This is a genomic window from Bacillus sp. UMB0728 (assembly GCF_002858875.1).
Classification (GTDB): Bacteria; Bacillota; Bacilli; order Bacillales; family Cytobacillaceae; genus Bacillus_AB; species Bacillus_AB infantis.
The window spans coordinates 105,750-131,679 of the sequence record NZ_PKLA01000005.1; the positions used below are offsets into that span (position 1 = coordinate 105,750).

The following is a 25,930-nucleotide window of genomic DNA, read 5'->3' on the forward strand; positions in this document are numbered from 1 at the left end:
ATGAATTGGAATAATTGTTCCAAATTCATATCGGTTCCAGTAAAATAGGATTAGACTATCGAAACAAAAGGGTGAGTTCTATGTTTTTTAAGAATCTATTCAACAGAGATAAGAAAGTTAGTATAAAAAGTGATAAAGCACCTGAGGTTACTAAAACAACTCACTTCGTCAATCCTGAAACTAAGCAAAATCAAGTTAATCAATACTCTTTTTATATTGAAGAAAGTGTATATATTGATCAATTTAAACACATAAAAACGACACCAAAAATTTTAAATATGCTTGCTGCTGCAGTAAGTAAGCCAAACTCTGAAAACAGAAACGGTATTACCTTTACAGTTACTTATGATGTAAGAGAGAGAAACTTCGTGAGAGATTCAATTAAATATAAAAATATGACACATCCCAAATGTGAGATGCCTCGTTTTCAAGCTTTCTACTCCACGTTCTCTGACATGAATAAGGAACAAAAAAACTGGTATTTTTACTGGCGAGAACAAGTGATAAATGGTCACTATCCGGAAACTGATCTAAGTTATATTTATGTATTTGTATATGAACTGATTAATTATTCTTTTAATCCTAATGCGGCTTTCAACTTGAGTATGATGGACCGTTTATATAAAGCGTATAAAGATCAACATCCTATCGAGCGGTTCATTAGATTAATCGGAGACATGTTGTACGAATTAGGGGAATACCGCTTAGCTGAAAAATGGAGTCCAAATCCTCCCCAGGTTCCCCCGCTATATAAACAGCTAAATGAGAGACAAGATAGCTTATCCCGCATCTCCATCACTTATTGGAAGAATTATTTGACAAAGCATCGTCCATCTAAGTTTTTTGTAGAAAATAAAAATAAGATTTATAAAACTTTTAAAGAATGTCTTCCTTTATTAGAATCGAGCCATTTAAAACGCAATAATAAAAAGTTAATTGATGTATATTTTGAACAAAGAGAAGAGACAGAACAACGTTGGCTGTTCCCTGGAATGGTATCCATTCGGGCAGAGAACAATTTTATAAAATATAAAAATGTTAATATTTACCCAACAGAGCGATTGCTCAAGGAAGTAAGTGCGTTTTTTAGATTATCAGAAAATGTAACCCGTTTATTAAATGGCGAGAAACGGCAGCTTCAAATGGATGAGGGAATATTTTCTTCAGAACTCAAGGAGGATATGATTGAGTTCTTATCTCGTCCTAAAGAGAAAGGCCGTTTTAAGACAGTAAAAACAAAAGCGGGAGAGAAAACAGGAAGTGCAATTCCTCTAAAACCGGATGACAAACCTAAATTTGTTATTGAGTTTAACGATGAAAGAATCAAGCAGCTAAAAGAAGAAACAGATCTTCTGGTGGATGAAGTGGAAAGAAGATCTATAGAACCGCAGGACGAAGATAAGGAAATTTTAGGTGATGCTGATCTTGGGGAACCAGAGATAGAAGAAAAAGATAAGGGACTTAATAAGTTTTTCTCTAGCTCAGGAGACGATATAGATAGTGAACAGATAGAAGTTTTCGTAGATTCCTTATCAGCTACAGAGAAAGCATTCATTCAGCAATTTAAGGATTTGGAATGCTCTAAGAGTGAAGCGGTCTTATTTCTTAAAGCGAAGGGACAAATGCTGGGGGTTGTCTTAAGCTCATTGAATGAAAAGGCTCAAGATTCTCTGGAAGATAATTTTTTAGAAGATGACGGAGAATTTCTTTCTATTTATGAAGAGTTTGAAGTAGTGGTCAACTTGTTAAAGGGAGAGGTAACTTGAAATGAAGATTAAAAAACGTGATTCATCTGCGATCCTTAACTCTTTAAGCGGAGGAGTAGTACCCAACAGAGGTATTCAACACATTATGGTTGGGAGAACTGATGAAGCTAAGCAAATCATGTCTGACCTGGATCATGTTAAAAAGGGTACTTCAATTATTAAGTTCTTTATTGGGCCTTTCGGAAGCGGGAAAAGTTTCATTCAAGGGTTTATTAAGCAATTAGCTTTTAACGAGAAGTTTGTGGTAACCTCTGCTGACTTTACTCCTGAACGCCGCTTATATGGAACGGAAAATAAAGCGGTAGCGCTATACAGTGAGTTGATGAAGAATTTATCTACTTCTACCCAGCCTGAAGGCAATGCTTTGCCTAGTATCTTGGATAAGTGGATAAATGAAGTGCAAATGAAAGTTATGCAAGAAAAGAACCTTAACAGTGTTGAATTTGATAATCCGTTATTTGTTAGCCATGTCGAACGGGAAATTACGAATGTAATCTCTAAGATGGATGAGCTTACCGGAGGATTTGACTTTGCCCGGATTCTTACTCAATACTTTCGAGGTTTTGTAAAAGATAACCAAGACTTACAGCGAAGAGCCCTTCGTTGGCTGCGTGGTGAGTATGGCACAAGAACAGAAGCAAAAACCGACCTGGGTGTACGCGATATTATAGACGATAATAACTGGTATAACTATATCAAAATCTTGTCTCAGTTTGTTAAACAAATTGGTTATTCCGGACTGGTGGTCAATCTAGATGAAGCGATCAACCTTTACAAAATTACACATCCTCAAACTAGAGAGAAGAACTATGAAACCATTTTAAAGATATACAATGATACACTTCAAGGTAGCATTGAAGGATTATATATCACTTTTGGAGGAACCGTGGAGTTCTTAGAAGATGAGCGCCGTGGATTATTTAGTTATGGTGCTTTAAAGCGAAGATTAGAAACGAATAAATTTGAAACAGCTGAATTCCGGGATCTGTCTCAACCTGTTATTAAACTAACACCATTAAAAACAGATGAAACCTTTCTATTAATGCAGCGCCTTCGGGATATACATGCTGCCCATAATAGTTATGAGACGTCCATAACAGATGATGAAATTAAACGTTATATTGTGGCAGAATACAATCGTCCAGGAGCAGCTGACCATTTAACAGTTGGAGATATCATACGTGGTTTCTTGGGAGCTTTAAATATATTGCATCAAAACCCTAAGTATGATCGTGAACAAATATTTGGGAAAGCGGAACAATCTGTAACGACAACTCCAAGCATTCAGTCCCGTTTTTCTCGTACAGAAGGGTAGGTTTTCATATGAGTTCATTTGAACTGTTATCTAAATTCCTTCAGAAGAAAATTTGGGATATGAAATGGTCAAGTTTCACTGTTATTCAAGAAATAGCAATTTCCGCTATATTACAAACCAACAAAGATATTGTGTTATCAGCTGGTACTGCTTCCGGTAAAACGGAAGCAGCTTTTTTGCCTATATTAACAGATGTAGAAGATACTGCCGATCAGGCATTGAAAGTTATGTATATCTCACCATTAAAAGCTCTTATTAACAATCAGTTTGATCGGATCAACAAGCTGTGTGAATACATGAATATTGATATCCATCGTTGGCATGGGGATGTTTCACAAAGTAAAAAACAAAAATTTATAAAAAATCCAACAGGTATCCTTCAGATTACTCCTGAATCCATAGAAAGTTTATTTATCAATAGACCTGGAGCCCTGCCAACACTTTTCAAAGAATTAGATTTTATTGTTATAGACGAGATACATTCTTTTATAGATAAAGAAAGAGGTGTCCAACTAAGGTCATTACTATCACGTATTGAGGAGTTTGCGCAAACCAGGCCAAGGATTATAGGTTTATCGGCCACAATTGGCAACTTTAATCTTGTAAAAGAATGGATAAACTTTAAACATCCTGAAAATGTAAATATCATTGAAGATAAGTCATCAGATAAACATTTATTATATAGCCTCATGTACTTTGAAACAGAAGAAGGTAATAAAAAGCCAGTCGAGTTGTTCGAAGACATGAGGGACCTTACAAAAGAACAAAAATCAATTATTTTCTGCAACAGCAGAGGCAGTGTTGAAGAAACAACTGTTTTTCTTAATCGATTGGCAAACAGAGACGGAGCAGGGGAAACTTACTATCCCCATCATTCATCAATAGATAAGAAAGAGCGGGAATACGTAGAAAAAGTAATGTCGGAAACTAAAGAACCAAAAAGTGTTGTAGCTACAAGTTCATTAGAGTTAGGAATTGATATAGGGAATGTAGATTTAGTCGTCCAGTTAGATAGTACTTATACTGTATCTTCACTCAAACAGAGGCTGGGTCGATCTGGCAGGGAAAGAGATGCCGAACAGATGCTGCAGCTTTACAGTACCGGAAAAGATAGCTTGCTGCAGTCTCTGGCAGTCATGGAATTAGTGCTAGATAAATGGATAGAGCCTGCTTATGGTTATGCTGTTCCCTATGATATTTTGTTTCACCAAATCATTTCTATTTGTGCAGAAAAAAATGGTGCCACAATCAAAACATTACTGGGGCTTGTTGAAAAAAACGATATTTTCCATTCCCTTAATTTAAGTAAAGTAGAATTATTAATCCACCATATGATCCAGCATGATATTCTCGAAACACTGAGCGGAAAAGGAGAAATAATTGTAGGACTGGAAGGGGAAAGAATTCTGCGAAGTAAAGAATTTTATTCTGTATTTATGACTAATGAAGAATATGAAGTAGTTGAAGGCACACGAAAAATAGGCAAAATTGATAAAACTCCATTTATCTTCGAAGGAGATAACGTAATTTTATCCGGGCGATTATGGACCATAATCTTTTTAGACACTGATAGGAATAAAGCATACGTAAACAAAGCAGTAAATGGTAAACCACCTAAGTATTTGGGGAGCGGAGGAAAAATTCATAGAAGAATTGGGGAAAAAATGATGGAAATTCTCTGTTCTGAAGATGACTTTGAATATTGCGACTCGAAAGCAAGAGCAGCTTTAGCAGAATTGCGAAGACCTTATCATTTATACGACATAGCAACTAACGAGAGGGTTATTTGGAAAGAGAAAGATAACTCTTATCTTTTAGAAACATTTTCTTCTACTCGAATTTCAACGACACTATTTTGGATGCTAAAAATTGCAGGAGCTAATCCAAAGAGAAAAGACACATTAGGAAGAATAGAATTTGAATACGAAGGTAATCTTACCAAGCTCCATAATGATTTAATGAAACCTATTTGGGATGAAAAGGAACTACTTGAGGAAAAGAAGAAAAAAGACGACTTCCAATCTAAATATGCTGAATTCATTCCAGAACAACTTAAAGACGAGATGCATATTAAACATGAGTTGGATTTAAAGGGTACTATAGAATATTTACAACAACATGAGTGGAAGTTAATAGAATTATGAGCCAAGGGGACAGACCCCTTGGCTCTTTTTAAGACTGTGTCATGGGACCTGTCCCCCACGACCTTGTTTAACCCTCTCTCTTACCGTTATACTAAATTTATAAAGTAGAAGTCTTTGTAATTTACATAATCAGGAGGTCATACATATGCCAACCTACAACAAATTAGTCCGCGATAAAATCCCGCAAATTATCGAGCAAAGCGGAAAGAAGTTCTCTACAAAAATATTAAATGATCAGGATTACATCAAGTATCTGCAGCAGAAAAGCTATGAAGAACTGGATGAATATTGTGCGGCAGAAACCGATGAAGATGCGGTGGAAGAGCTGGCAGATCTATTGGAGATTATCCACTCTTTAGCTCATCATCATGGTTCATCCATTGAAGAGGTTGAGAAAGTGCGTGAAAAAAAAGCCGAGAAGCGCGGAGGATTTGGAGAAAAGATCTTCTTGATTGAGGTTGAAGATTGATTTTATGAAACCCTATCAGTTAATAACTTCTCGTTTAGGAGAACAGCTGCAGGAAAAGATTATTTTTGGCAGGACGATCTATATCCTTACTTCTTTCTCAATGAAATCGGGTGTACGATTGTTAGAACCAGCATTGCTTTTTGCAGCAGAGCAGGGAGCAGATGTTAAAATTCTGACAGGAGATTACCTTTATATCACTCAGCCTGAGGCCTTGGCGAGTTTATTGGCTATACATCCAGAAATTGAGGTAAGACTTTGGAAAAGCAAAGGAATCAGCTTTCACCCTAAGGCTTACTTAATAGAAACAGAAGACAATGACCATTTCTTTATAGGTTCTTCCAATCTCTCTGCTTCTGCCATGAATAAAGGGATCGAGTGGAACTTACTTGTGAACGATAATAAGGAGCTGTTTGAAGAAGGCTCTGAAGAATTTCTTCAATTGTTTTATCATGATCAGACTGTCCCGCTTAATGAGGAAAGCTTGTTGGAGTACAAAGGGAACTACGAAGATTTTCATAAAAGGCATACGAATCTTGAAAAGGTATGGACCGAGCAGGAGGAGGTAAGTCTCATGCTCCCGGAAGAAAAGGAGCCTGAGTCAGAGAGTGTTGTTTTAGAGCCTCCTGCTGCTTATGGAGAAATCGTTCCGCGTTTTGCCCAACTAGAAGCTTTAGAGGAGCTCAGCAAGACGTACGAAGAAGGCTATAGAAAAGCACTTGTGGTAATGGCTACGGGTCTGGGAAAAACCTATCTGGCTGCTTTCTTTGCCAAACAGTTCAAGAGAGTTCTCTTCATCGCTCACCGTGAGGAAATCCTCAAACAAGCGGAAAAATCCTTTAAGAATGTTATCCCTGATTTGGAAACAGGGCTTTATAATGGTGTCGAAAAAGACGGAGAAAAGGCTGCTGTATTTGCATCCATTTATACGCTTAGCAGGCAGAAGCATATGAAACGTTTTAGTCCTAATGATTTTGATCTTATCATTATTGATGAGTTTCATCATGCTGCTGCCAATACCTATCAAAGGGTTTTGGAGTACTTCCAACCGCAATTCTTGCTTGGAATTACAGCCACACCAGATCGCAATGATAATCGAGATATCTATTCTATCTGCGAGGGAAATCTTGCTTATAAAATTGACTTCCTTCAGGCGATCGGACATGGCTGGTTATCTCCATTCAATTATTATGGGGTTTATGATGAAACCGATTATTCCCAAATAACCTGGCTAGGGTCCCGCTATGATGAGGAACAGCTAATGGCAGTTCAGCTAAAGGAAAGTTATGCGGAACGAATTCTAAGAGCGTGGGAAAAGCATAAGCAAAAAAGGACTTTAGTATTTTGTTCTTCTATCCGCCAAGCAGAGTTTCTGTCAGACTTTTTCAATGGAAATGGTTATAACACACTCGCACTGACATCAAATTCAACCGGCAGAGACAGGGCAGATTCTATTAAAATGCTGGATAATGGTGAACTGGATGCCATCTTTACAGTGGACTTATTCAATGAAGGAGTAGACATTCCATCTGTAGACACCCTGCTGTTTGTTCGTCCGACAGAATCATTAACCGTGTTCACCCAGCAAGTGGGACGCGGCCTGCGCCTTCATGAAAATAAAAGCCACTGTGTAATCATTGATCTGATCGGGAATTATCGGAATGCAGACGTAAAGGTATCTCTGTTTGAACAAGAACCAGGTAAAAAGGGAAACAAGTCAAAAGTTGTCCCAACAGTTCCGCAAGACTGCAGCTTAAACTTAGATACTAGTGTTATAGATTTACTGGCAGAAATGGCCCGTAAAAAGCAGCCCCGAAAAGAAGCACTCAAAGAGGCTTATTTCGAGCTGAAATATGAGCTGGGGAGAAGGCCCACCTATTTGGAGCTCCATTTGCAGGGGAGAATGGGAGCAAAGGCTTATTACGATGAATGGAAATCCTACCATCGTTTCCTTTATGAAATAGACGAGCTGAGTAAATTAGAGGAAGATGCTTATCTGCTTTATGAGCAATGGCTGAAAGTAGTAGAAAAGACCGGGATGACGAGAAGCTACAAGATGGTCTTGCTCAAAGCAATGCTGCAAAAAGGACCTTCTGAATGGTACAAACCCATTACACCAGAGGAAGCAGCCCCGTATTTCCACTACTACTTAACAAGTGAAGAATTCCGGAGATCGATCGACTTCTCAGGCAAGTCTCATAAACAGATGTGGGAGTATGATGAGAAGAAGGTAGCGAGCCTAATTGGGAGTATGCCTATGACTAAATGGAGTGGGAGTTCTGGTGGGCTTATATCCTTTAAGGATGGGATCTTTAATCTTAAGTTAGATATTCACGAAGAATATAAATCCCTTATCCATGAATTTACTACTGAAGTATGTGAGTATAGGTTGCATGCTTATTTTCAGAGAAAAGGTGACCAGTTCAAATAGAAATATAATGTAATCGTCAATGATCAAAATTTTTCTCATTGCTTTTAACGATGAAGCAAAGAAAAAGAATGTGGAATTGGGCGAAGAGACAAAATTCCAGAGCAAGTAGCATATGCACTGTCTTCAATGGCAAGAAATCTATTCCTAATGAAACATAAAGCAATTTAATTGTTGCATAAATTCAAAGCTGTCTTATTATTAGAGACAGCTTTTGACCTTTTAAGTTTAAATATAAACCATAAAAGTATTGCTTTTACTATTATAATGTTTTCTAGGAGTGCTTAGCATAAATCCAGTAATAAATCCAGGAGATTTACTTTATTAGCAAATTGGATTAGGAGAAAAACAAATGAAATATTATTTGAATTATACAATTTACTTTTTAGGAACTAATTTGGTTTTAATTGCTGTTCTTCGTTCAATGCTTGATATTAGTAACCGAGGTGTAGTACTAATTCTATTATTTACAACCTTTATTCATCTCTATGACTTAGGTTGGTTAAAAGTTAATATAGAAACGGATAGTGTACCCTTAAGAACCGAAATAATTATATTATTTGTATGTCTTTTCTCAATATATTTATTTACTTTAAGTAATTTAAAGCCATTAATACTATTACTATCAATAATGATTGTCTTACCAATAGCTATCTACGATTATCTTAATAACACTATGATTAAAACAAACAACAAACTACTCAATTATATACGTTTTATTGTTTCTAATGGGTTTGGAATTGCTGCTGTGATGTTATTCGTTGTTTTTATTATTATTAAAATCTTAGTATTGGATAATCTTAAAGGAGAAGAATTAAATACCTACTTAGCCTATGTGGGTGATTCGGCAACAATATTATCGTTAGCGTTAATTGTATCTTCATATGGATTTAGAAAGACTAAGGGATATATGAGTGATAATAATCTTGCTATACTTGAAGAGAGGTGTCACCTAAGAAAAGGTTGTTTTAAACAAATCTTACAAGAGTTAAAAAAGATAAAAGATACCGAAGAGAAAATAGAAGCTCTGGAGAATGTTGAAAAAATAATTATCGCTGTTTCTCAAAAGAAAATTGAAAAAGCACTAAGAATATTTGATTGGTTACCTCAAGAGATAAGAAGCAAACATATATATTTAAAGGAAGAATTGAAAAATACAATAGATTAACTCTTTATACTACTAATTATAGCAACAAGACGGTCTTTACGACTCTTTGAACAAGCAGCAGTACTTTGGTAATGTGGCTGTAATATTTATGAATGCTAATGAGAAACATATACAGTTGGGAATATATAATTTAAAAAGTAGTTGTAAGGGCATCTGAATCCCATATGCTAAATTGTAGATATGCTTAAAGGTGTGCTATCTTTATAATAGTGACTTAATTATAAGGAGAAACAAATGAAAAAGAATATCCACGTAGTAGGAGCAGTCATCTTCAAGGACGGCAAAATCCTTTGTGCTCAAAGAGGAACCGAGAAGTCCCTACCGTTATTATGGGAATTCCCTGGTGGTAAGATTGAAGAAGGCGAAAAGCCTGAGGATGCTCTTAAACGAGAAATCAAAGAAGAGATGCGTTGCACAATTGAAATAGGTGAACAGATTGAACACACCGTTTATGAGTATGATTTTGGAATTGTTCACTTGACTACATATTACTGTCAGCTAGTTGAAGGTGAACCAGTTCTTACAGAGCATGCTGCGATAAAGTGGTTGGCTCCTAATGAATTGTCCACTCTCGAATGGGCTCCTGCTGATATTCCTGCTATTGATAAAATTGCAAAAGTCTACGCGTGAGAAAAGCTATCCAACTTTTGGTTGGGTGGCTTTTTTAATGGTAACTGTTTACAGGGGATAAAAAGACCATTACAATTTTAATATAAAAATGGAAATTGAATGGTGATAATGAAATGGACTTTGTTCAAAACTTACAAGACTCGATATATAGAGGTTTCATAAATCAAGCCCATGGAAAATCGACGAAATATAAGCCGAAGTTATTGATCAATAATGCTCAAAATAAAGAGAATGTATTAGCATCACTACTTGAGGAACTTACTCATTGCAAAGATTTTTTCTTCTCTGTTGCTTTTATCACAGAAAGCGGCTTGGCTACACTTAAGTCGCATCTTTGGGATCTGAATCAAAAAGGGATTAAAGGCAGAATATTAACATCTACCTTCCTTCAGTTCAACCAGCCTAAGGTCTTTAAGGAGTTAATGAAGATTCCCAACTTGGAAGTCAGGGTTACTTCTCTGAAAGGCTTTCATTCGAAGGGATATATCTTTAAGCATGAGACTCATTATTCTTTAATCGTTGGTAGCTCTAACCTTACAGCTCAGGCATTGAAGGCTAATTACGAATGGAATGTAAAACTTAATTCTCATGAAAATGGAGAGATCGTTCATCATTTTGTTAAACAATTTGAGGAAGTCTGGAAAGAATCTGATCTACTAACAGCTAAATGGGTCGAAGAATACGAAAAGCTCTATCAAGGGCCACCTTCCTATGGTTCCCAAGTCATTGAGCTCCCAAGTCAATACCAGACTAATTCACTTGAAGAAGCTTTGAAAGTACAGCCAAACAAGATGCAGGAAGCAGCTCTTCAAAGTATCCAGCAGGTTAGAGAGCAAGGCAAAGAAAAAGCACTTGTGATCTCCGCAACGGGAACTGGGAAGACTTATCTTTCTGCCTTTGATGTTAGAAGTTTTGCCCCTAAGAGAATGTTATTTATCGTCCATCGAGAGCAAATCTTACAAAAAGCGAAAACGGATTATCAGAAAATATTAGGTGGCGCAGACAGGGACTATGGTATTTTATCGGGGAATTCTAAAGAGCAGAATGCTAGGTATCTATTTGCCACTATCCAGACACTTTCGAAGGATAATGTTTTACACCAGTTTGATCCTACAGAGTTTGATTATGTGTTAGTGGATGAAGTTCATAAAGCGGGTGCCAAATCCTATTTAAAAGTGATGGATTATTTTAAGCCGAAATTTCTAATGGGGATGACAGCTACGCCGGAACGTACGGATGATTTTAATATTTATGAACTGTTTGATTACAATATTGCTTATGAGATTCGTTTACAAGAAGCTCTTGAGGAAGATATGCTTTGTCCATTTCATTATTTTGGTGTAACGGATTATGAATATGATGGACAGTTACTGGATGAAACAGCTGCGTTAACAAAACTGGTTACAGAAGAAAGAGTGCAGCATATTCTTGAGAAAATAGACTACTATAGTTATTCGGGAGAAAAGGTAAAAGGGTTAATGTTCTGCAGTGGTAAAGAAGAAGCAGCAAAACTCTCTGAAGCACTCAATAGTCATGGTCTTCATACAGTTGCTCTTCTAGGAAATCACTCTCCTGAGGAAAGATTACTCAGAGTTAATCAACTTGAAAATGGAAGCTTAGATTATATTATCACCGTTGATATTTTTAATGAGGGTGTTGACATACCAAGTGTAAATCAGGTGGTCATGTTAAGGCAGACCCAATCAAGTATTGTCTTTATCCAACAGCTTGGCCGTGGACTAAGGAAGCATGATTCAAAAGACTTTGTTACCATCATTGATTTTATCGGGAATTATAAAAATAATTATCTCATCCCTGTTGCTCTGTCGGGTGATCGTTCCCAGAATAAGGACAATATACGCCGACGTACAAAGGACACTCACTATATTCAAGGTGTATCTACCATAAACTTTGAGGAGATCGCCAAGAAGCAGATTTTTAAGGCCATTAATGATAGTAACTTAACTGCCTTAAGGATTCTACGAGATGCTTACACGGAATTAAAAAACAGAATCGGTAGGGTACCGTATCTATACGATTTTATAGAGCATAACTCGATTGACCCGGCAGTTATTGTTATGGAACATACAAATTTTTATAAGTTCCTAAATAAGATTAAAGAAGAAACACCTGAACTATCAAAGTATGAATTCGATATATTAACTATGCTTTCTCAAGAGGTGTTGAATGGAAAAAGAAAGCACGAAATCATACTTTTAGACCTTTTATTAAAGAACGGAAAAGTAACAAAGGAAAGGTTCGTAGAAGAACTGGCTTCTCAAGGTTGTCATACTAGTGAGGAAACCATTAACTCTGTACAAAGAGTTCTGGATCTTTCTTTTTACACGCAAAATTCGGTAAAGAAGTATGGTCATCAGCCAATAGTTCAAACTAAGAATGACATTTACACTTTTAATGAGACTCTTCAAGAGAAACTGTCTTCCAATGCTTACTTTCAACTGTTAGTAGAAGATATTATAAAAACGGCAATGGCGAAAAGTGTGAGTTACAATTGTTCAGAACAGTTAACGCTATTTCAAAAATACTCACGTAAAGAAGTCTGTAAACTACTAAACTGGCAGAATGATGAGAGTGCAACGGTCTTCGGCTATAAAACAAAGCACAGAACCTGTCCAATCTTTGTTACGTATCATAAAAATGACGACGTTGAATCTAGTGTTAACTATACTGAAGAATTCATTAACCAAGAGACTTTTAGATGGTCCACCCGAAGTAATCGGAGGTTGGAATCGGATGAAGTACAAACCATCCTTAACGCCGAAAAGCTGGGGATTGACCTACATCTTTTTATAAAGAAAGACAATGATGAAGGTACAGATTTCTATTATTTAGGCAAAGCCACCCCAGAGCTAGGTAGTGAAGAAGAAGGAACAATGATAAACGACAAGGGAAAGGAATTACCTGTCGTTCGGGTGAATTTGAAATTAGAGAATGAAGTTGAATCTTCTTTGTATCATTATTTGATAGAGGATAAGTAAGAGCCAGGGGGACAGGTCCCTTGGCTCTTTTTATTGTAGGCCCAGGTGCCTGTCCCGGTGGCCCTGCTGCGGCAATGCGTGGGAATTATACCCTTATTTATGGGTTTATTTGGTATAATTATAATAACATAGATATAGTCAGAATCGTGGTTACGTATAGAGGAGGACTCCATGCTTAATAAATCCTTAGAACTTTCAAAGCTTGAAACAACAATTAGTAGACGGCAGAAAGAACTGTTGGAGTTGGAACAAAAGATAGAGGAAAAGAAAAGGCTACTGAAGCAGTTAAATCGGAAAGTCCGAAAGTTTGAAGACTACAATGCTGCTGAAAAAGAGGTGGCTGTAGCGGGAGCAGTAGAAACCGTGCCTGCTTTTGAAAGGAAGATAGGGGTTATCGCCAAGACAGACTTGAAAAACCTTTTGGAAAGTGGCAGTGTTCCACTATCCGTGATAGAGAATTTAATGGACAAAAGATACTCGAAAAATACCTTTGACTTGAATTTTCCTTTGCTGAGGGAAGTAACGGACATGGGTAAGATTGATGAACTTAAGATGGATCATACTGGGCGGAGCCGGTATTATGCTAAGCCTATTAGTATTTTGGGGAAGAAGTATTTGTTGTGTTCGCAGTGGTATGACTCGAGCAAAACTAGGTTGGTTCAGTGGATAGGAAAGTATAAATAATATTGAAATATATAGGGGGTTAACAATGATGCTAGCACTGGAATGGGAATCAGATCAATACAAACTATTTTCTACCACAAATATAGAAAACAGGGTAAATGCCGATAAGTTGTTTTTACGTTTTCTTATTGCAGTGGAAAAAAGTAGAGTAGATCTTGGCAAAGTGTTCACTATTCGAGAAATTACGACGTTTATTCCAAGAGAAAGTTCAGGATTAAAAAATTATGCTACATATGGTTTTTCTTTTATGAGTATGCTGAGTACCCAAAAGAATCGGGACTATTTCATATTTGAAAATCCAAGGGTAAGAGATGAGTTTACATCCCAATGCCAAAATAGATTAAGAGATAATTTTTATTGGAGAAAGCATTATTTAGAAGAAAGAGTAAGGATTAATCCTAAGTATTTAACGATATAAGTAGAAAGTTGAAGCGATAATATTAGAGAATAAATATATGGGTCATGGTGATATGGTGTTTAATTTAGCAGTGATGGGTGGGAAAATGGAAACCGATTCAGGAAAAGTTGTTTTTAAAAGGCTTGAGAAGAATTGGACAAGTATTCTTTAATATGTAGGTGATCAATGTGAATAAGGATCAGTTACTTGAAATTGCCATGAGAAGACTGACTCGTGAACAATTAAACTTCTTTGAAGACATTAATAATAATGATGAAGAGAATATTTTTAGACAAGTATGTATGTTTGACCTGTCATTAAATGACGGAGTAGGGATCCATAACATTAATCGAAATGATAATACGGGAAGATATCATACAAAAGACAGGGATATTTTCAGACCATTCCAATATATTCACGCCTACTTTAAAATGGATCACCAACAGATTGAATGGCTCACCAGAGAGATAATACATATGTGTGGTTTGCATTTAGAGTCTCTAATTAAACGTATATTTAAGATATCTAGAATACCATTAGGTCAAGCGTTATCTTATAAAATAGCAAGTATAAAGTTAAATGACCTCTTATATAAAGATTTAAAGGTTATAGTTAAACCTTATAATGATGCGAAACACTCCTTGTGGCAGGAAAAGGATTCTCACATGTTCGATATATATACTACCGTCCTATGCTATGCTGTTACCAGAAAGTTGTCCATTGAGCTATTAAATATTGCCGATTTGTATACCCCTGAGTATGTATGGAAGAACTAAATGATTACTAGTACGGTGAGTTGAATGCTAGAAATACCTTTTAAAAGCCGGAGAGACAGGCCTCTTAAGGGACCTGTCCCTGCGGCTCTCTGATGCCTGGGAAGTATTTAGAAGTAATAATATTTCAATTAAAAGAGACCATTTTCATTAGTTTATTTTTAATTTATTGGGAGGAAAAGGATGAGTTACTCTTTTGATTCTATAGCACAACTTGATCATTCAAAGGAATTTGCAATTTTACATAAAATGTTCCATCAATTTAACCCTTTAAAGGTATTAAGAGTTGACCAGTTTGAAATTCGTCATTCAAATGTTCTGGCTTGGTTACTAGATCCCGATGAGAATCATCAGTTTGGTAGTTTTTTTATAAAAAAGGTATTATCTCGTTTAGTTACAAAAAGCGAGAATGAAGAAATGTTAGCTAATGTAGATTACTTACCACTTCTTTATTCAACTTTAACAGATACTGTGGTTAATCGTGAGGTAAAAACATCTAATGGGAGATTTATTGATCTTTTAATAGAACTGCCTTCCTTAAAAGTAGTAATTGTAATAGAAAATAAGTTTCGTGCCTCAGAATCAGAAAATCAATTAATAGATTACCTTGATTACGTAACTGAACAATACAAGGGTTACACAATATTACCTGTATACCTAACACTAGCAAGTGATGCACCATCACATCCAGAGTATTGGTCGTTAAACTACCATGACATACTCGATATAATCACTCAACATCTAGAGTTAAACCAAGAAGTAATAGCAGATAACATTCATGATTTCCTCACCTACTATACAGCAATTTTACATGAAGAACTTGTAGAAGATGAGGAATCTATACAAATGGCTCTTGAAGTATACCAAAGGAATCAGGCAGCTATTGACGCCTTATTTGTTAGTCAACATAGTGAGTTTCGTAAACAACCTAGATTTAAAGATTTATATATGCAGATTGATAATTTATCTTTGAGTCAACAATTAGCGTTAAAACAAATTTATTTTAAAAAGAAAAAGACTATAGATTTCATCTTTAGAATTGGAAGTAATGTTTTACGTCAAGCGTTTTTAGCATTTGCTCATAAAGAGGAAATTCCCCAAGAGGCATACAATGCACATGTAAGAGTTCCTAACTTCATACTGCCCGAATGGCAAGATTTTGATGAGATAATTGGAAGGCCAGAGCAAGGATATTGGTTAGGGCATGGTCTAATCATTTGGTTTGAACGAACTTGGGACGATCTTCTGAAAATTAACGTTGAGGTAGGACCAGTTCCTTATGATAAGAGAGTACAGATACTAAATGCTCTTGAAATCCAAGGTGTAACTTTCCGTTCTTCAGCAAAGTTAGAAGGCAAAAAGTATACTAAAATTTATACTGAGGCAACATTGATAAGTGATTGGGCAGATAAATCAAATATAGTTGGAGGCATGGAAAGGTTATATAACAGTGACCTATTTAATAACTTGTTAAAACAAATTGCAACAGCTATTGAAAGCCTAATAAAAATAGAACAACAACAAAATGAATTAGAATTTACCGACACAAATGCATTAGACTATAACCCACCAAAACGAATAATTCCGAAAGACGCTTTCGTAAAATTTGCAATGAATCATGGAATTCCAAGTGACCTTTACAAAATAAAAAATCATGATGCTTCTTTCCTTGTCCCTATCTTTAGAGAGCTTGAGAATAGTTATGGTGTCACACGAATGAAGTGGTGGTGGCATGACAGTACCTTTACATATTGGTATGAGAGGTTAAAGGATGGACGACTGAAACTAACCTTAGAACTGGGCCCATTAGTTCCAGAGAAGCGCTTATCAATTATTGAACAACTTGAAGAAATGGGTGTAGGATTCTCGGTAAAGTCAAAACTCCCTTCAGCTAGGTATACCCGTATTTTTTCAGAGAGTGTAGTAATACGTAATTGGGAGGATGAAAAAGAAGTCTATCAAGCAATGGAATATTTATATAAAGATTCTAAGAATCAAAGCTTACTTAAGTTAATTGAGTGTTTATAGAGCAAAGCATAGAGCCAAGGGGACAGGTCCCTTGGCTCTTCTTAAGGTTGGCCAGGTGACCTGATTTACATATTAAAGTTAATGGATTGGTGAAAGAGGGTGCATACATGTTTGTAGCCATAGATCAGTATGATAGCAATTAATTTCTACAAGATTCTTATTGATGGGGATATCCCATGCGTGAGCGGCACAATTTAGTGGCGACACGTTAATTAAGTAAAAAGAGAGCCGCTGGTAAGAATAGGCCAGCGGCTCTCTAATATGCATTCATTGGCCACATAATCCGTAAATAGTGATTAAAACTCCGCAAGAGGCTGTTTGTGTCGCAATACTCAATTTACCTTCTTTTTTTATCTACTGGAAATTTTGTCTTTCGTTTAACCTCCGAAAGAGCTGGAGTAAAGATCTTTTCAATAACTAATTCCATTTTTTCTTTATCATCCTTTTTCAATTTCTTATATGTTGGACAATTTTCGAATTTTTCATTTATTAAATAGTATCTTCCAATAGAGATTGCATTGTGCCAATTTACACCGATATCGAAGATAATATTTTCATTCTGATCTACCAGTTCTTTGGTGAATTCACCTATGCTTTTTTTTCTTCCAAATTTCGATGATAAAGAAAAATCAATTGTCTTATTTAGTAAAAACAATGAAACCCCGATTACCGCAAAACCAGCCAGTATATAAGGAAGTGCTTTATAAAATAGCATTAATATTCCCAGTAAAGAAAATAATACCCAAGAAACTATTGGAACGAAAAAAACAATAACTAAGAATAAAATAATAATAGGCACAATAACCATCCTCGTAAAAAAATAATAAACCTAATATTACCATAGTTTTTTCAAAGAAACATTTACAATTTACATAACCCAATGGCTAAACAGATATGTGAATAGGTCTAACGGCGAAAATTGTGAATAGAGCTTAGCGTTAGATCCCCTAATATTTCTGTTTCTGAAGCCTATCAGTTTGGTGAGTACATTTTACACAGCAGGACTTCATTATTAAGATCTACTTAAGCATGTTTCAAAAAAAGAATGGCTTGCTGCAACTGATTTTCCAGATAGAGGTCATAGAGAAGGATTATGGTTTCATGCTGAGAAAGAAGAACCAAAAATCAGGGAATTGGATTTGATATAAGCGGATTGATTCGTCAACTTATTCGAATGGCAGTATTTACAATGGAAAGCTGTGATGGAAATGGCAGAAGACATGCTTTCATCGGTTTCCGCCCTGGAGTGAAGATGGATAAAGTCGAAAAACTTTTCGGATAATCTCCCCCTAAAAAAATCAGGATCCAAGGTCAGCATTTTATTCTTCCTTATATACTAGGGCTGAGCTTTTAGATTTAGTTGAAAAAGCAATAAAGATTGATCCTGGAATGCTTGAAATGCCAACAGAGGAAATTGCTAAGCTGCTGTTTTTAGACCAGCACGAAGAACTCCTAAACATTGATGGAGAAAGCGGTTTGGAGAAAAATGTCCGAGAACATGTGATGGAAATCCTTACTCCTCTTGTAGATCACGTGACGGTCGATTCTAAAGATAACATCCTCGCTCAAAAGAAATATCAAGGCGGACATGGTCCAGTTATTCTATTAAATGCCCACCTGAAGCCAAGGGGACAGACCCCTTGGGATGTTGGGCCAAGGGACCTGTCTCTGTGGCTCGCGACAATCTGCCTTGTTTAACTTCTTCCTCCTAAGAATCTTTTTGTAAGTGAAATGAGTTTGATAGGGGTGATATTAATATATATTCCATGGAAGGTGGGGGGATTTTGAATAAACCTTGAAAAGAGCCAGGGGACCTGACCCCAGTGCCCACAAAAGAGCCGAGGGACCTGACCCCCTGGCCCAGACCCCATGGAACAACCAAAAAAAAGTTCCGCACACCATGTCCATTTCCCATTCACATCTATATATAAGAGGTGAACAAACAAAAAGGAGTGGTTGGTAATGCAGATGCAGATGAATGGGTGGACTCAGTTTGAGAGGCAGGTTCGGTGGAGTGAGGTATTTCATCATGTGGAGGATTTGCGGTTGTATTTGCTGCTGAAGAGTGATGCGATGGTGAAGGATGAGGTGCCGTGCGGTGAGTTAGTGCTGAATGCGGGGCAGTATGTTCGTTCGATCACTCTGCTGCGGGAGGATCTGTGGTTTTATAATGTGAAGAAGAAGGATTTTTACAGTCATTCGCGGATTCAGCGTTCGATTAAGCGGCTGGAGAAGCTCGGTCTGATTACGGCGGAGCGGTTTCCGCATGGGTTTTTGTTTACGGTGCTTGGAGTGGAGGAACCTGCGGATGGCCGAGAACTGGCTGGAATGGGTGTGGAGGAACCAGCAGATGGCCGTGAATTGGCTGAAGTGGAAGCGAAAAATACGGCAGAAGTACAGGCTGAAAACGAACAGGATCCTTTTTTGCCGCCTACACGTGAATCGGACGTGGAGGACTCGCGAATCGAACCTGAAGACACAATAGAGAAAAGAAATAAAAGAGAGAAAAGAAAGAATAAAAACAACAACAACAACAGCATCTCCGAAGATGTCCGGAGAGCAAAAATCGCTGCTGTTGCTGAACATTTCATGGTAAGGAGAGGCAAAGGCTTTTTCCTGACAGCAATGGATTTGACAGCGATTGAAAGAATCTGTGAGTCTCCGCTATCGACTGAGCAGCTGACAGCGTTTATGGACGAGCAGTTTGACAAGGTGGAGCAGGGCGATGTGCATGATACGATCAACAGCCCGAAATATTTGGAGAAGATCCTGGAATCGTATGAACCGCCGGAGGTGCTGGAGCAGAGGCTGGAAGAGGCGCTTGCTGCCTTGGGTGAGAGAGTGGAGAATGCATGACGCTGGAGGAGTTCAACAGGGTGATCAAGGAAATCCATCTTGCTTTTCCCGGAAAGCGGATGGACCTTGATACTCTTGAAATCTGGCATCAGCATTTATCAGAATGCAGGTATCCGGCCGTGAAGCAGCGGCTGGATGCTTATATCAGGCAAAATTCATACCGGCCGGCACTGGCTCACCTTTATGTGAGGGATGAGACGGAGACAACGGTGCTGGACATGATGAGAGAATGGGAACGGGAAGGGGAGAAGAAGATTGGGGACAGAAGGTATAGGGATAAACTACGACCGCCTTGGGAGGAGTGATCAGCCGAGGGAGAAGCTGCTGGAGGCAGAAAGCATGATACTTGGGGCAGTACTGCTTGAGCCACAGGTGATTGAGCAGCTGACTTTGGGACCGGAGCATTTCACACAGGCGGAGAACCGGCAGATTTTTTCCGCGATGAGGGCCTTGGAGAGCAAGAAACTGAAGATTGACATGGTCATGCTGGTGGAAGAGCTGGGCGACCAGATTGAGAATGCCGGTGGCGTGAGTTATCTGGTGGAAGTCGCCAATAGCTGTCCGACGGCGGCCAATCTTGATCAGTATGAACAGATTGTCCTTAAGTATTACCAGCTGGGCCTGATCCGCAAATCCGCCCACTATTTCCTTGGCGATTTCACCCCTGAATCTGCGGCAGAGCTTTATAAAACGCTCATCCAATACCACACTCTTAACAACAAAGACAAAATGACAAAAGATGAACTTATGCTGCAGCTGTATGAATCGCTATATGAACAGAAGACAGGACTCCCGGGCGTGGACACTGGATTTGAAACACTGAATGGGCTGACCGGAGGCTGGAAGGAAGGGGAACTCATCATTCTCGCAGCAAGGCCCTCAATGGGAAAGACAGCGCTTGCCATCCAGCTCGCCTGGGAGTGTGCAAGCAGGAACGGGATATCTCTTGTCTTCTCACTGGAAATGAGCGCAAAGCAAATCTTCCAGCGGCTGCTCTGCAGCCTGTCCGGCATCAACATGATGAAATGGCATAATCCTCATAAATATCTGTCGATGGAAGAGATGGGGAGGATGCAGGAGGCCATGAACAGCGTGTATAAAGCCAAACTGACCGTGGAGGAGAACGGGCTTGTCACCCTGATGGAAATCCGCCAGCATATCATGAACCTGAAGCGTGAGCATCCGACGGAGCCATTCCTTGTCGTCATAGACTACCTACAGCTCATTACCGTCAAGGAGCGCTTTGACCGCCACGACCTTTCCATCGGGTACATCACAAAGCAGCTGAAGAGCATGGCGAAGGAATTCAAGATTCCTATTATCCTCTTGTCGCAGCTGTCCAGGGGAGTGGAGTCAAGGGCGGACAAACGTCCCCGGCTTTCTGATCTGCGCGATTCAGGCAATATTGAGCAGGATGCGGATTTGGTGCTGTTTTTGTATAGGGATGCTTATTATGACAGCAAGAGTGAGGTGGGGAATGAAGTGGAGGTGAATATTGCGAAGAATCGGAATGGGCCGGTGGGGATGGTTAGGTTGGGGTTTGAGAAGGAGGTTGGGCGGTTTTGGGGGTGAGGAGTCAAGGGAGCCAAGGGGACAGACCCCTTGGCTCTTTCTGATGGTGGGCCAAGGGACCTGTCCCCCCGGCTCCTATATATCTTCCTGGTATAATTCCTCTCCGTCTTTGGTGAAAACCTTTATCGTCTGAATGTTATTAGGGTCTAACATTGTTCTTGCTATGTAACTAATTGTATAGGATTTTTCCTTCTTTTGAAACTAACTCAATATAGCCTACTTTTTGAGGCCCCTTTTCAAACTTTACTCCAACATAATTATTATATTTTCCTTTGAGAAGAATCACATAAAAATCCGATTTTCCTTGCTTTATCTCTTCTGATTTTACTTCCCTGCTATTTTGAAATTCTACTAACCCTATAGTGCTATCTGATGATTTTTCATATAAAGAATATACATACTCTTCATCAGGATGGTATTCTAGGCTTTCGTATTCATTATGTTTCATATAATTATCATAGGCATTTAAAAGGCTGTTTTCATGGGTATCTGTTTCATTAAATACTAATTCATATACTACAAGCCCAATTACTAAAACACCCAATAGTGCCAAAGCAAGGATTGAATATCTCCTCAATAATATCACCTTCCAATTTTGAGCCAAGGGGTCTGACCCCCCGGCTCAAAGGCCAAGGGGACAGACCCCTTGGCTCTCTACTATTGATAATTAACAAAACCCGGAGCAGGATCCAATTCCAAAACATCCTTAGGTGTCATCAACGGCTCATCCTTCTTATAAAACACTTTAAACCCGCCGTACTGAATAGGCTCCTTTTGCACAAATTCATTGTATCCGGCTCTTTTGATGGCATCCAATCCATGGCCGTCGAAGTTGATGACGACTTCTGTGTTGTCTGTGGGGTGGATGGAGTCCTTGTTGATGAGGACATTTCCTGCGAATTGATGGACGATGACCAGTTTGTCAGGCAGTCCATTTTCGGCTGTTAGGTTTGATACATATTCGATTGCCTCTTGAATTTCCTTCCCGTCGACTGTGCCCAGATCCACTCCGGGCATTTGTCCTTCTTTGACATGGAATTCGGTATCGATGGCTAGGTGGACGAAAGGCAGTTTTAGGTATTTATCCACCGATTTGACCTGGTTCATGACGGTATCACGGGCAAGCTGGATATCCAGGATCAGCAGGGCGTTGTTTTCTTCGGCCAATTTCGCATATGTTTCTATATCTTCACTGGCTGTCGGGTGTATGTAATCACTATCATCTCCCGGGCTCCGCTGGGCGACGGTCGAAATCAATTCAATCGCCGGGATGGCTGGCCGCTCAGGATCCAATTCGGAATACTCCTTCGTTTGGGCCAGCAATTTTTCCATAAATACCTCAGGACTGTATTCTCCCAGGATTCCCATGTTTTTCGAGTTGGGATGACCATAATAGGAAACAATTCGATGTTCCTTCAGCGGTCCGTCAGTTTGATCCTCGGCGCCAGCTGTCAAGGTCTGGCCTAAAGGAACGCTTCTTTTCGTACTGCCTCCATGTGCCTGTGTCTTTGGCATTTCCTCAAGCTGCTGACTTGTATACTTGGTTTTCAGCGGCTGTGCTCCTTCAGAAGGTTTAATTGCCTGGTACGACGCTTCACGTGCAAACCTTGGTGACTTTGCAGCTTCTTCAAGCGTATACTGCATCTCACTAAGAGGCAGCTTTGACTCTTCATGCATCTTTGATCCTTCCTCTGACGACGTTACCGATTGCGAGCAGCCTGCTAACATCAAATAGGGGATGGCTGCCAGACAAGCCCCTGTTCTCAATCTCTTATTCACGTAATCCCACCTAATAAAAATTTATAAGAGGTCCCTTGGCTCCTTTTGTGGCTGGGCTGGGGACCTGTTCCTGTTAGTCTCTATACCCTCGGGGAGGGGAATCTATTACTCTATGGTAACATTCATTGAGATGTAGCGCCTTTGACATGATATTTACCAACTAATTACAAAATGTGTACCCCAGAATGCCAGCTGTTTACCACTAATTAGATATAAAATAATAATCCCTCTTTCAAAATTCTTGAAATGCAGTTTCAGCTCCTGTAATTCTAAAGAATCATTATAAAAACAATTCGAAAAAATTTGACTTTAAATTTTCATATGCTAAAATCCTATTATGAAGAATAAACTTCTTCTAAAGTGTTATACAGAAGTTTATTCTTCATTACTTAAAAGGAGGGTTTACTATTTGATAGAATAAAAGCAGAGTTATTTTTGACAGAGTTATTTTAACCTTTAAAATGAAAGCGCTATTATTCATCAGTGTTTGTATTGTTTTAAAAAAATTAAATCTAAGTATATAGGGGGGCGATTTTTTTTGAAAAGATTGAAGATAAAGGGGATGCCAGATGCTTTTGTTATTTTATTTGGCCTTCTTGTCCTGGTATGGTTAGCGAGTTTTATCATTCCAGCCGGAGAGTTTGAACGAACCACAGAAGGCCGCCCTACTGTTATTCCTGGTACCTTTCATTTAGTAGATTCTGAGAGATTAGGTATTATGGATTTGTTTCTTTCCATTCAATACGGCATTATTGATACTGCAAATCTTATTGGCCTGGTAATAATAATGGGCGGGGCAATTGCCGTTATTGAAGCATCTGGAACAATAGATTCTGGAGTAAGGGTATTGGTTGATAAAACCAGAAATCAGAAATACTTGCTTGTTGCTGTTGTTTCTACTTTATTTGGAGTTATTTCAGCAATTGGAGTTGGCTCAAATGCAGTTATTGCTTTTATTCCCTTAGGAATTATTCTTGCTAAAGCATTAAAGCTGGATGCAATTGCCGGGATAGCTATTGTTTATTTAGGTTACTTTTCGGGGTCAGCAGCTGCTGTATTCGATCCGATAACATTAGGGGTTGCTCAAGAAATTGCCGGCTTGCCGCTTTTTTCTGGTGTAGTCCTGCGAATCGTACTGTTTTTTGCCCTGATTATTGTAACTATAATTTATGTATCTCTATATATTAAAAAAATCAGCGCTGATCCAGCAAAAAGTTTTATGGGAGAACAGCCATTTAGTGATTCTGTTTCATCAACTGATGATAAAACAGTACCATCCTTTAATGGTACACATAAATTGCTTATCCTCTACTTTACACTTTGTTTAGGGATTTTCGTCTATGGATCTATCAATAACGGCTGGGGTATTAATGAGCTGTCAGCAATCTTCATCATTAATGCTATTGGAAGCGCTCTTATTGCTAGAATGGGTCCCAATACATTTGTAAAAGTCTTTATGGGCGGCGCTAAAAATCTCTTATATGGAGCTTTGATTATTGGTATAGCAAAAGCTATCACCGTTCTAATGGAACAGGGATTAATATTAGACACTGTAGTAAATGCACTATTTATTCCTCTCAGCAATTTATCACCTATGTTCGGGGCATTAGCGATGTTTATCTTCAATTGGCTCTTTAATTTTCTAGTTCCGTCAGGCAGTGGTCAGGCAGCTGTTGTCATGCCTATGTTAACCCCTTTGGCAGATATGCTTGGGCTGACAAGACAAACAGCTGTTATTGCCTTTAAATTAGGTGATGGGATTACAAATATTATCACACCAACTTCAGGAGTGCTGATGGCAGTCTTAGCTGTTGGCGGTGTTTCATGGGTTAGATGGATCCGCTTCGCCTTCCCATTAATGTGTCTTTGGACACTTATTGGCATAGCCTTTGTTGTGGTTGCCGTTCTTATTAATTATGGTCCGTTTTAGTCAAGATGCATCTAACATGTATTCAAAAAGATCAGGGAAAATTTGGCTTGCTTGCGAAGTATAATATTCTACATTATTATAAAATGTAAGTAAATATTTCTCCTGAAAGGTGATCATTAATTTGAATACAAATACCATCAACTTTGAAGAATTGGTTAAAGAAAAGTATGATACCTTATCACTCGGAAAGAAAAAAGTCGCTGAGTATATATTACAAAACTTGGAGAAGGCCAGTTATAACACTATAAATGAAATTCAAAGCAAAGCTAATGTTAGTGAAACAACGGTTATTCGTTTAGCTTACGCTCTAGGTTTTAGTGGCTTTTCCGATATGCAGAAGACTATTCAAAAACAAATTATTGAAAGCAGCAATAAATACAATGCCAGAACTGATTTTGATTTGAACATAAATAGTAGTGATCCATACTCTAGAATGATTGAAAAAGATATCCAAATTATCAAGCAATCATTAAACAACCTGGAAGTGGACAAATTTGAGCAGGCTGTAAATCAAATAAGTCAAGCTGAAAATGTATTAGTAGTCGGTTATCATACAGCTTTTGCTGCTGCTTCTTGGTTTTCGTTAACATTAGGGCTTCTTCGTAACAATGTTCGATTAATTGAGTATAGAAATGAATATGAAGAACTTTTAAGCATTACAAAAAATACAGTTGTAGTAGCAATTTCGTTTCCCCGCTATCGAAAAAGCACTTTTGCATTCTTAGAAAAAGCCAAAGACCAGGGAGCTTTTACTATTTCAATAACTGACACAAAGGTATCACCAATTGGCAGAATTTCAGATATCACGCTGCTTACTAATACGAATAGAGATGAAAGTGGTTATAATTCGATCTCTCCTGTTCTTAGCTTTTTAAATTTGCTAATCTTCGGAATACGAAATAAAGACAATACACAAATGAACGAGCGGCTTCAAAAATTGGAGGAATTTTATAAAAAGGATGATGCTGTTTTTGAATGACCGTTTTTACAAGGAG

The 25,930-nt window shown here is 38.1% G+C and carries 21 protein-coding genes; 18 read left to right on the forward strand and 3 right to left on the reverse strand.

Features of this window, described 5'->3' with window-relative positions:
- The first annotated feature begins 80 nt into the window (after window positions 1–80).
- From CYJ37_RS19815 to CYJ37_RS19870, 12 genes are all read left to right on the forward strand, one after another.
- Window positions 81–1,766, forward strand: a complete 1,686-nt coding sequence (locus tag CYJ37_RS19815) for a TerB N-terminal domain-containing protein (RefSeq protein WP_101551287.1) — start codon at window positions 81–83, stop codon at window positions 1,764–1,766.
- Between the two features lies 1 nt (window position 1,767).
- Window positions 1,768–3,081, forward strand: a complete 1,314-nt coding sequence (locus tag CYJ37_RS19820) for an ATP-binding protein (RefSeq protein WP_101551289.1) — start codon at window positions 1,768–1,770, stop codon at window positions 3,079–3,081.
- An 8-nt stretch (window positions 3,082–3,089) separates the two neighbouring features.
- Window positions 3,090–5,225, forward strand: coding sequence for a DEAD/DEAH box helicase (locus CYJ37_RS19825; protein ID WP_101551291.1), 2,136 nt, complete (start codon window positions 3,090–3,092; stop codon window positions 5,223–5,225).
- A 145-nt stretch (window positions 5,226–5,370) separates the two neighbouring features.
- Window positions 5,371–5,694: a nucleoside triphosphate pyrophosphohydrolase gene (locus tag CYJ37_RS19830; protein WP_101551293.1), complete on the forward strand. Its 324-nt coding sequence runs from the start codon at window positions 5,371–5,373 to the stop codon at window positions 5,692–5,694.
- Window positions 5,695–5,698: 4 nt separating this feature from the next.
- Complete coding sequence (locus CYJ37_RS19835; protein ID WP_101551721.1) at window positions 5,699–8,122, forward strand: DEAD/DEAH box helicase family protein; 2,424 nt, start codon at window positions 5,699–5,701, stop codon at window positions 8,120–8,122.
- Window positions 8,123–8,471: 349 nt separating this feature from the next.
- Complete coding sequence (locus tag CYJ37_RS19840) at window positions 8,472–9,287, forward strand: hypothetical protein (RefSeq protein WP_101551295.1); 816 nt, start codon at window positions 8,472–8,474, stop codon at window positions 9,285–9,287.
- A gap of 234 nt (window positions 9,288–9,521) precedes the next feature.
- Window positions 9,522–9,917, forward strand: coding sequence for a (deoxy)nucleoside triphosphate pyrophosphohydrolase (locus CYJ37_RS19845; protein ID WP_101551296.1), 396 nt, complete (start codon window positions 9,522–9,524; stop codon window positions 9,915–9,917).
- Window positions 9,918–10,030: 113 nt separating this feature from the next.
- Window positions 10,031–12,916, forward strand: a complete 2,886-nt coding sequence (locus CYJ37_RS19850) for a DUF3427 domain-containing protein (protein WP_101551297.1) — start codon at window positions 10,031–10,033, stop codon at window positions 12,914–12,916.
- Window positions 12,917–13,087: 171 nt separating this feature from the next.
- Entirely contained in the window at window positions 13,088–13,600 is a 513-nt protein-coding gene (locus CYJ37_RS19855) for a hypothetical protein (RefSeq protein WP_101551299.1), read from the forward strand.
- Window positions 13,601–13,625: 25 nt separating this feature from the next.
- Complete coding sequence (locus tag CYJ37_RS19860) at window positions 13,626–14,018, forward strand: hypothetical protein (protein ID WP_101551301.1); 393 nt, start codon at window positions 13,626–13,628, stop codon at window positions 14,016–14,018.
- 167 nt (window positions 14,019–14,185) lie between these two features.
- The gene (locus CYJ37_RS19865; RefSeq protein ID WP_101551303.1) at window positions 14,186–14,773 is read left to right on the forward strand and encodes a hypothetical protein; all 588 of its coding nucleotides are present in this window, start codon (window positions 14,186–14,188) and stop codon (window positions 14,771–14,773) included.
- Between the two features lie 180 nt (window positions 14,774–14,953).
- Window positions 14,954–16,798, forward strand: coding sequence for a PDDEXK-like family protein (locus CYJ37_RS19870; RefSeq protein WP_101551305.1), 1,845 nt, complete (start codon window positions 14,954–14,956; stop codon window positions 16,796–16,798).
- A 337-nt stretch (window positions 16,799–17,135) separates the two neighbouring features.
- On the opposite strand, the gene CYJ37_RS19875 is transcribed toward CYJ37_RS19870, so the two are convergent.
- The gene (locus tag CYJ37_RS19875; RefSeq protein WP_101551307.1) at window positions 17,136–17,597 is read right to left on the reverse strand and encodes a hypothetical protein; all 462 of its coding nucleotides are present in this window, start codon (window positions 17,595–17,597) and stop codon (window positions 17,136–17,138) included.
- Between the two features lie 599 nt (window positions 17,598–18,196).
- Here CYJ37_RS19875 and CYJ37_RS19885 point away from each other — a divergent pair.
- The 4 genes from CYJ37_RS19885 (at window position 18,197) to CYJ37_RS19900 (ending at window position 21,226) form a co-directional block, all read left to right on the forward strand.
- Window positions 18,197–18,496 (forward strand): hypothetical protein, encoded by a 300-nt coding sequence (locus tag CYJ37_RS19885; protein WP_101551310.1) that lies wholly within the window; start codon window positions 18,197–18,199, stop codon window positions 18,494–18,496.
- 264 nt (window positions 18,497–18,760) lie between these two features.
- Window positions 18,761–19,654, forward strand: a complete 894-nt coding sequence (locus CYJ37_RS19890; protein ID WP_101551313.1) for a hypothetical protein — start codon at window positions 18,761–18,763, stop codon at window positions 19,652–19,654.
- 20 nt (window positions 19,655–19,674) lie between these two features.
- Window positions 19,675–19,959, forward strand: coding sequence for a hypothetical protein (locus CYJ37_RS19895; RefSeq protein WP_180827390.1), 285 nt, complete (start codon window positions 19,675–19,677; stop codon window positions 19,957–19,959).
- Window positions 19,910–21,226, forward strand: coding sequence for a replicative DNA helicase (locus CYJ37_RS19900; protein WP_101551317.1), 1,317 nt, complete (start codon window positions 19,910–19,912; stop codon window positions 21,224–21,226). The genes CYJ37_RS19895 and CYJ37_RS19900 overlap by 50 nt, the downstream gene beginning before the upstream one ends.
- Before the next feature lie 169 nt (window positions 21,227–21,395).
- On the opposite strand, the gene CYJ37_RS19905 is transcribed toward CYJ37_RS19900, so the two are convergent.
- Window positions 21,396–21,830, reverse strand: coding sequence for a hypothetical protein (locus CYJ37_RS19905; protein ID WP_101551319.1), 435 nt, complete (start codon window positions 21,828–21,830; stop codon window positions 21,396–21,398).
- A gap of 53 nt (window positions 21,831–21,883) precedes the next feature.
- Window positions 21,884–23,005, reverse strand: coding sequence for a hypothetical protein (locus CYJ37_RS19910; protein ID WP_257964256.1), 1,122 nt, complete (start codon window positions 23,003–23,005; stop codon window positions 21,884–21,886).
- 538 nt (window positions 23,006–23,543) lie between these two features.
- Here CYJ37_RS19910 and CYJ37_RS19915 point away from each other — a divergent pair.
- Window positions 23,544–24,935 (forward strand): YfcC family protein, encoded by a 1,392-nt coding sequence (locus CYJ37_RS19915; protein ID WP_257964257.1) that lies wholly within the window; start codon window positions 23,544–23,546, stop codon window positions 24,933–24,935.
- 121 nt (window positions 24,936–25,056) lie between these two features.
- Complete coding sequence (locus CYJ37_RS19920) at window positions 25,057–25,914, forward strand: MurR/RpiR family transcriptional regulator (protein ID WP_180827391.1); 858 nt, start codon at window positions 25,057–25,059, stop codon at window positions 25,912–25,914.
- Window positions 25,915–25,930 lie beyond the last annotated feature (16 nt).

Bases quoted from the DNA above. Each gene is read 5' to 3' on its own strand.
- CYJ37_RS19815 (WP_101551287.1), top strand. From the start codon at position 81: ATGTTTTTTAAGAATCTATTCAACAGAGATAAGAAAGTTAGTATAAAA.
- CYJ37_RS19820 (WP_101551289.1), top strand. From the start codon at position 1,768: ATGAAGATTAAAAAACGTGATTCATCTGCGATCCTTAACTCTTTAAGC.
- CYJ37_RS19825 (WP_101551291.1), top strand. From the start codon at position 3,090: ATGAGTTCATTTGAACTGTTATCTAAATTCCTTCAGAAGAAAATTTGG.
- CYJ37_RS19830 (WP_101551293.1), top strand. From the start codon at position 5,371: ATGCCAACCTACAACAAATTAGTCCGCGATAAAATCCCGCAAATTATC.
- CYJ37_RS19835 (WP_101551721.1), top strand. From the start codon at position 5,699: ATGAAACCCTATCAGTTAATAACTTCTCGTTTAGGAGAACAGCTGCAG.
- CYJ37_RS19840 (WP_101551295.1), top strand. From the start codon at position 8,472: ATGAAATATTATTTGAATTATACAATTTACTTTTTAGGAACTAATTTG.
- CYJ37_RS19845 (WP_101551296.1), top strand. From the start codon at position 9,522: ATGAAAAAGAATATCCACGTAGTAGGAGCAGTCATCTTCAAGGACGGC.
- CYJ37_RS19850 (WP_101551297.1), top strand. From the start codon at position 10,031: ATGGACTTTGTTCAAAACTTACAAGACTCGATATATAGAGGTTTCATA.
- CYJ37_RS19855 (WP_101551299.1), top strand. From the start codon at position 13,088: ATGCTTAATAAATCCTTAGAACTTTCAAAGCTTGAAACAACAATTAGT.
- CYJ37_RS19860 (WP_101551301.1), top strand. From the start codon at position 13,626: ATGATGCTAGCACTGGAATGGGAATCAGATCAATACAAACTATTTTCT.
- CYJ37_RS19870 (WP_101551305.1), top strand. From the start codon at position 14,954: ATGAGTTACTCTTTTGATTCTATAGCACAACTTGATCATTCAAAGGAA.
- CYJ37_RS19885 (WP_101551310.1), top strand. From the start codon at position 18,197: ATGCCAACAGAGGAAATTGCTAAGCTGCTGTTTTTAGACCAGCACGAA.
- CYJ37_RS19890 (WP_101551313.1), top strand. From the start codon at position 18,761: ATGCAGATGCAGATGAATGGGTGGACTCAGTTTGAGAGGCAGGTTCGG.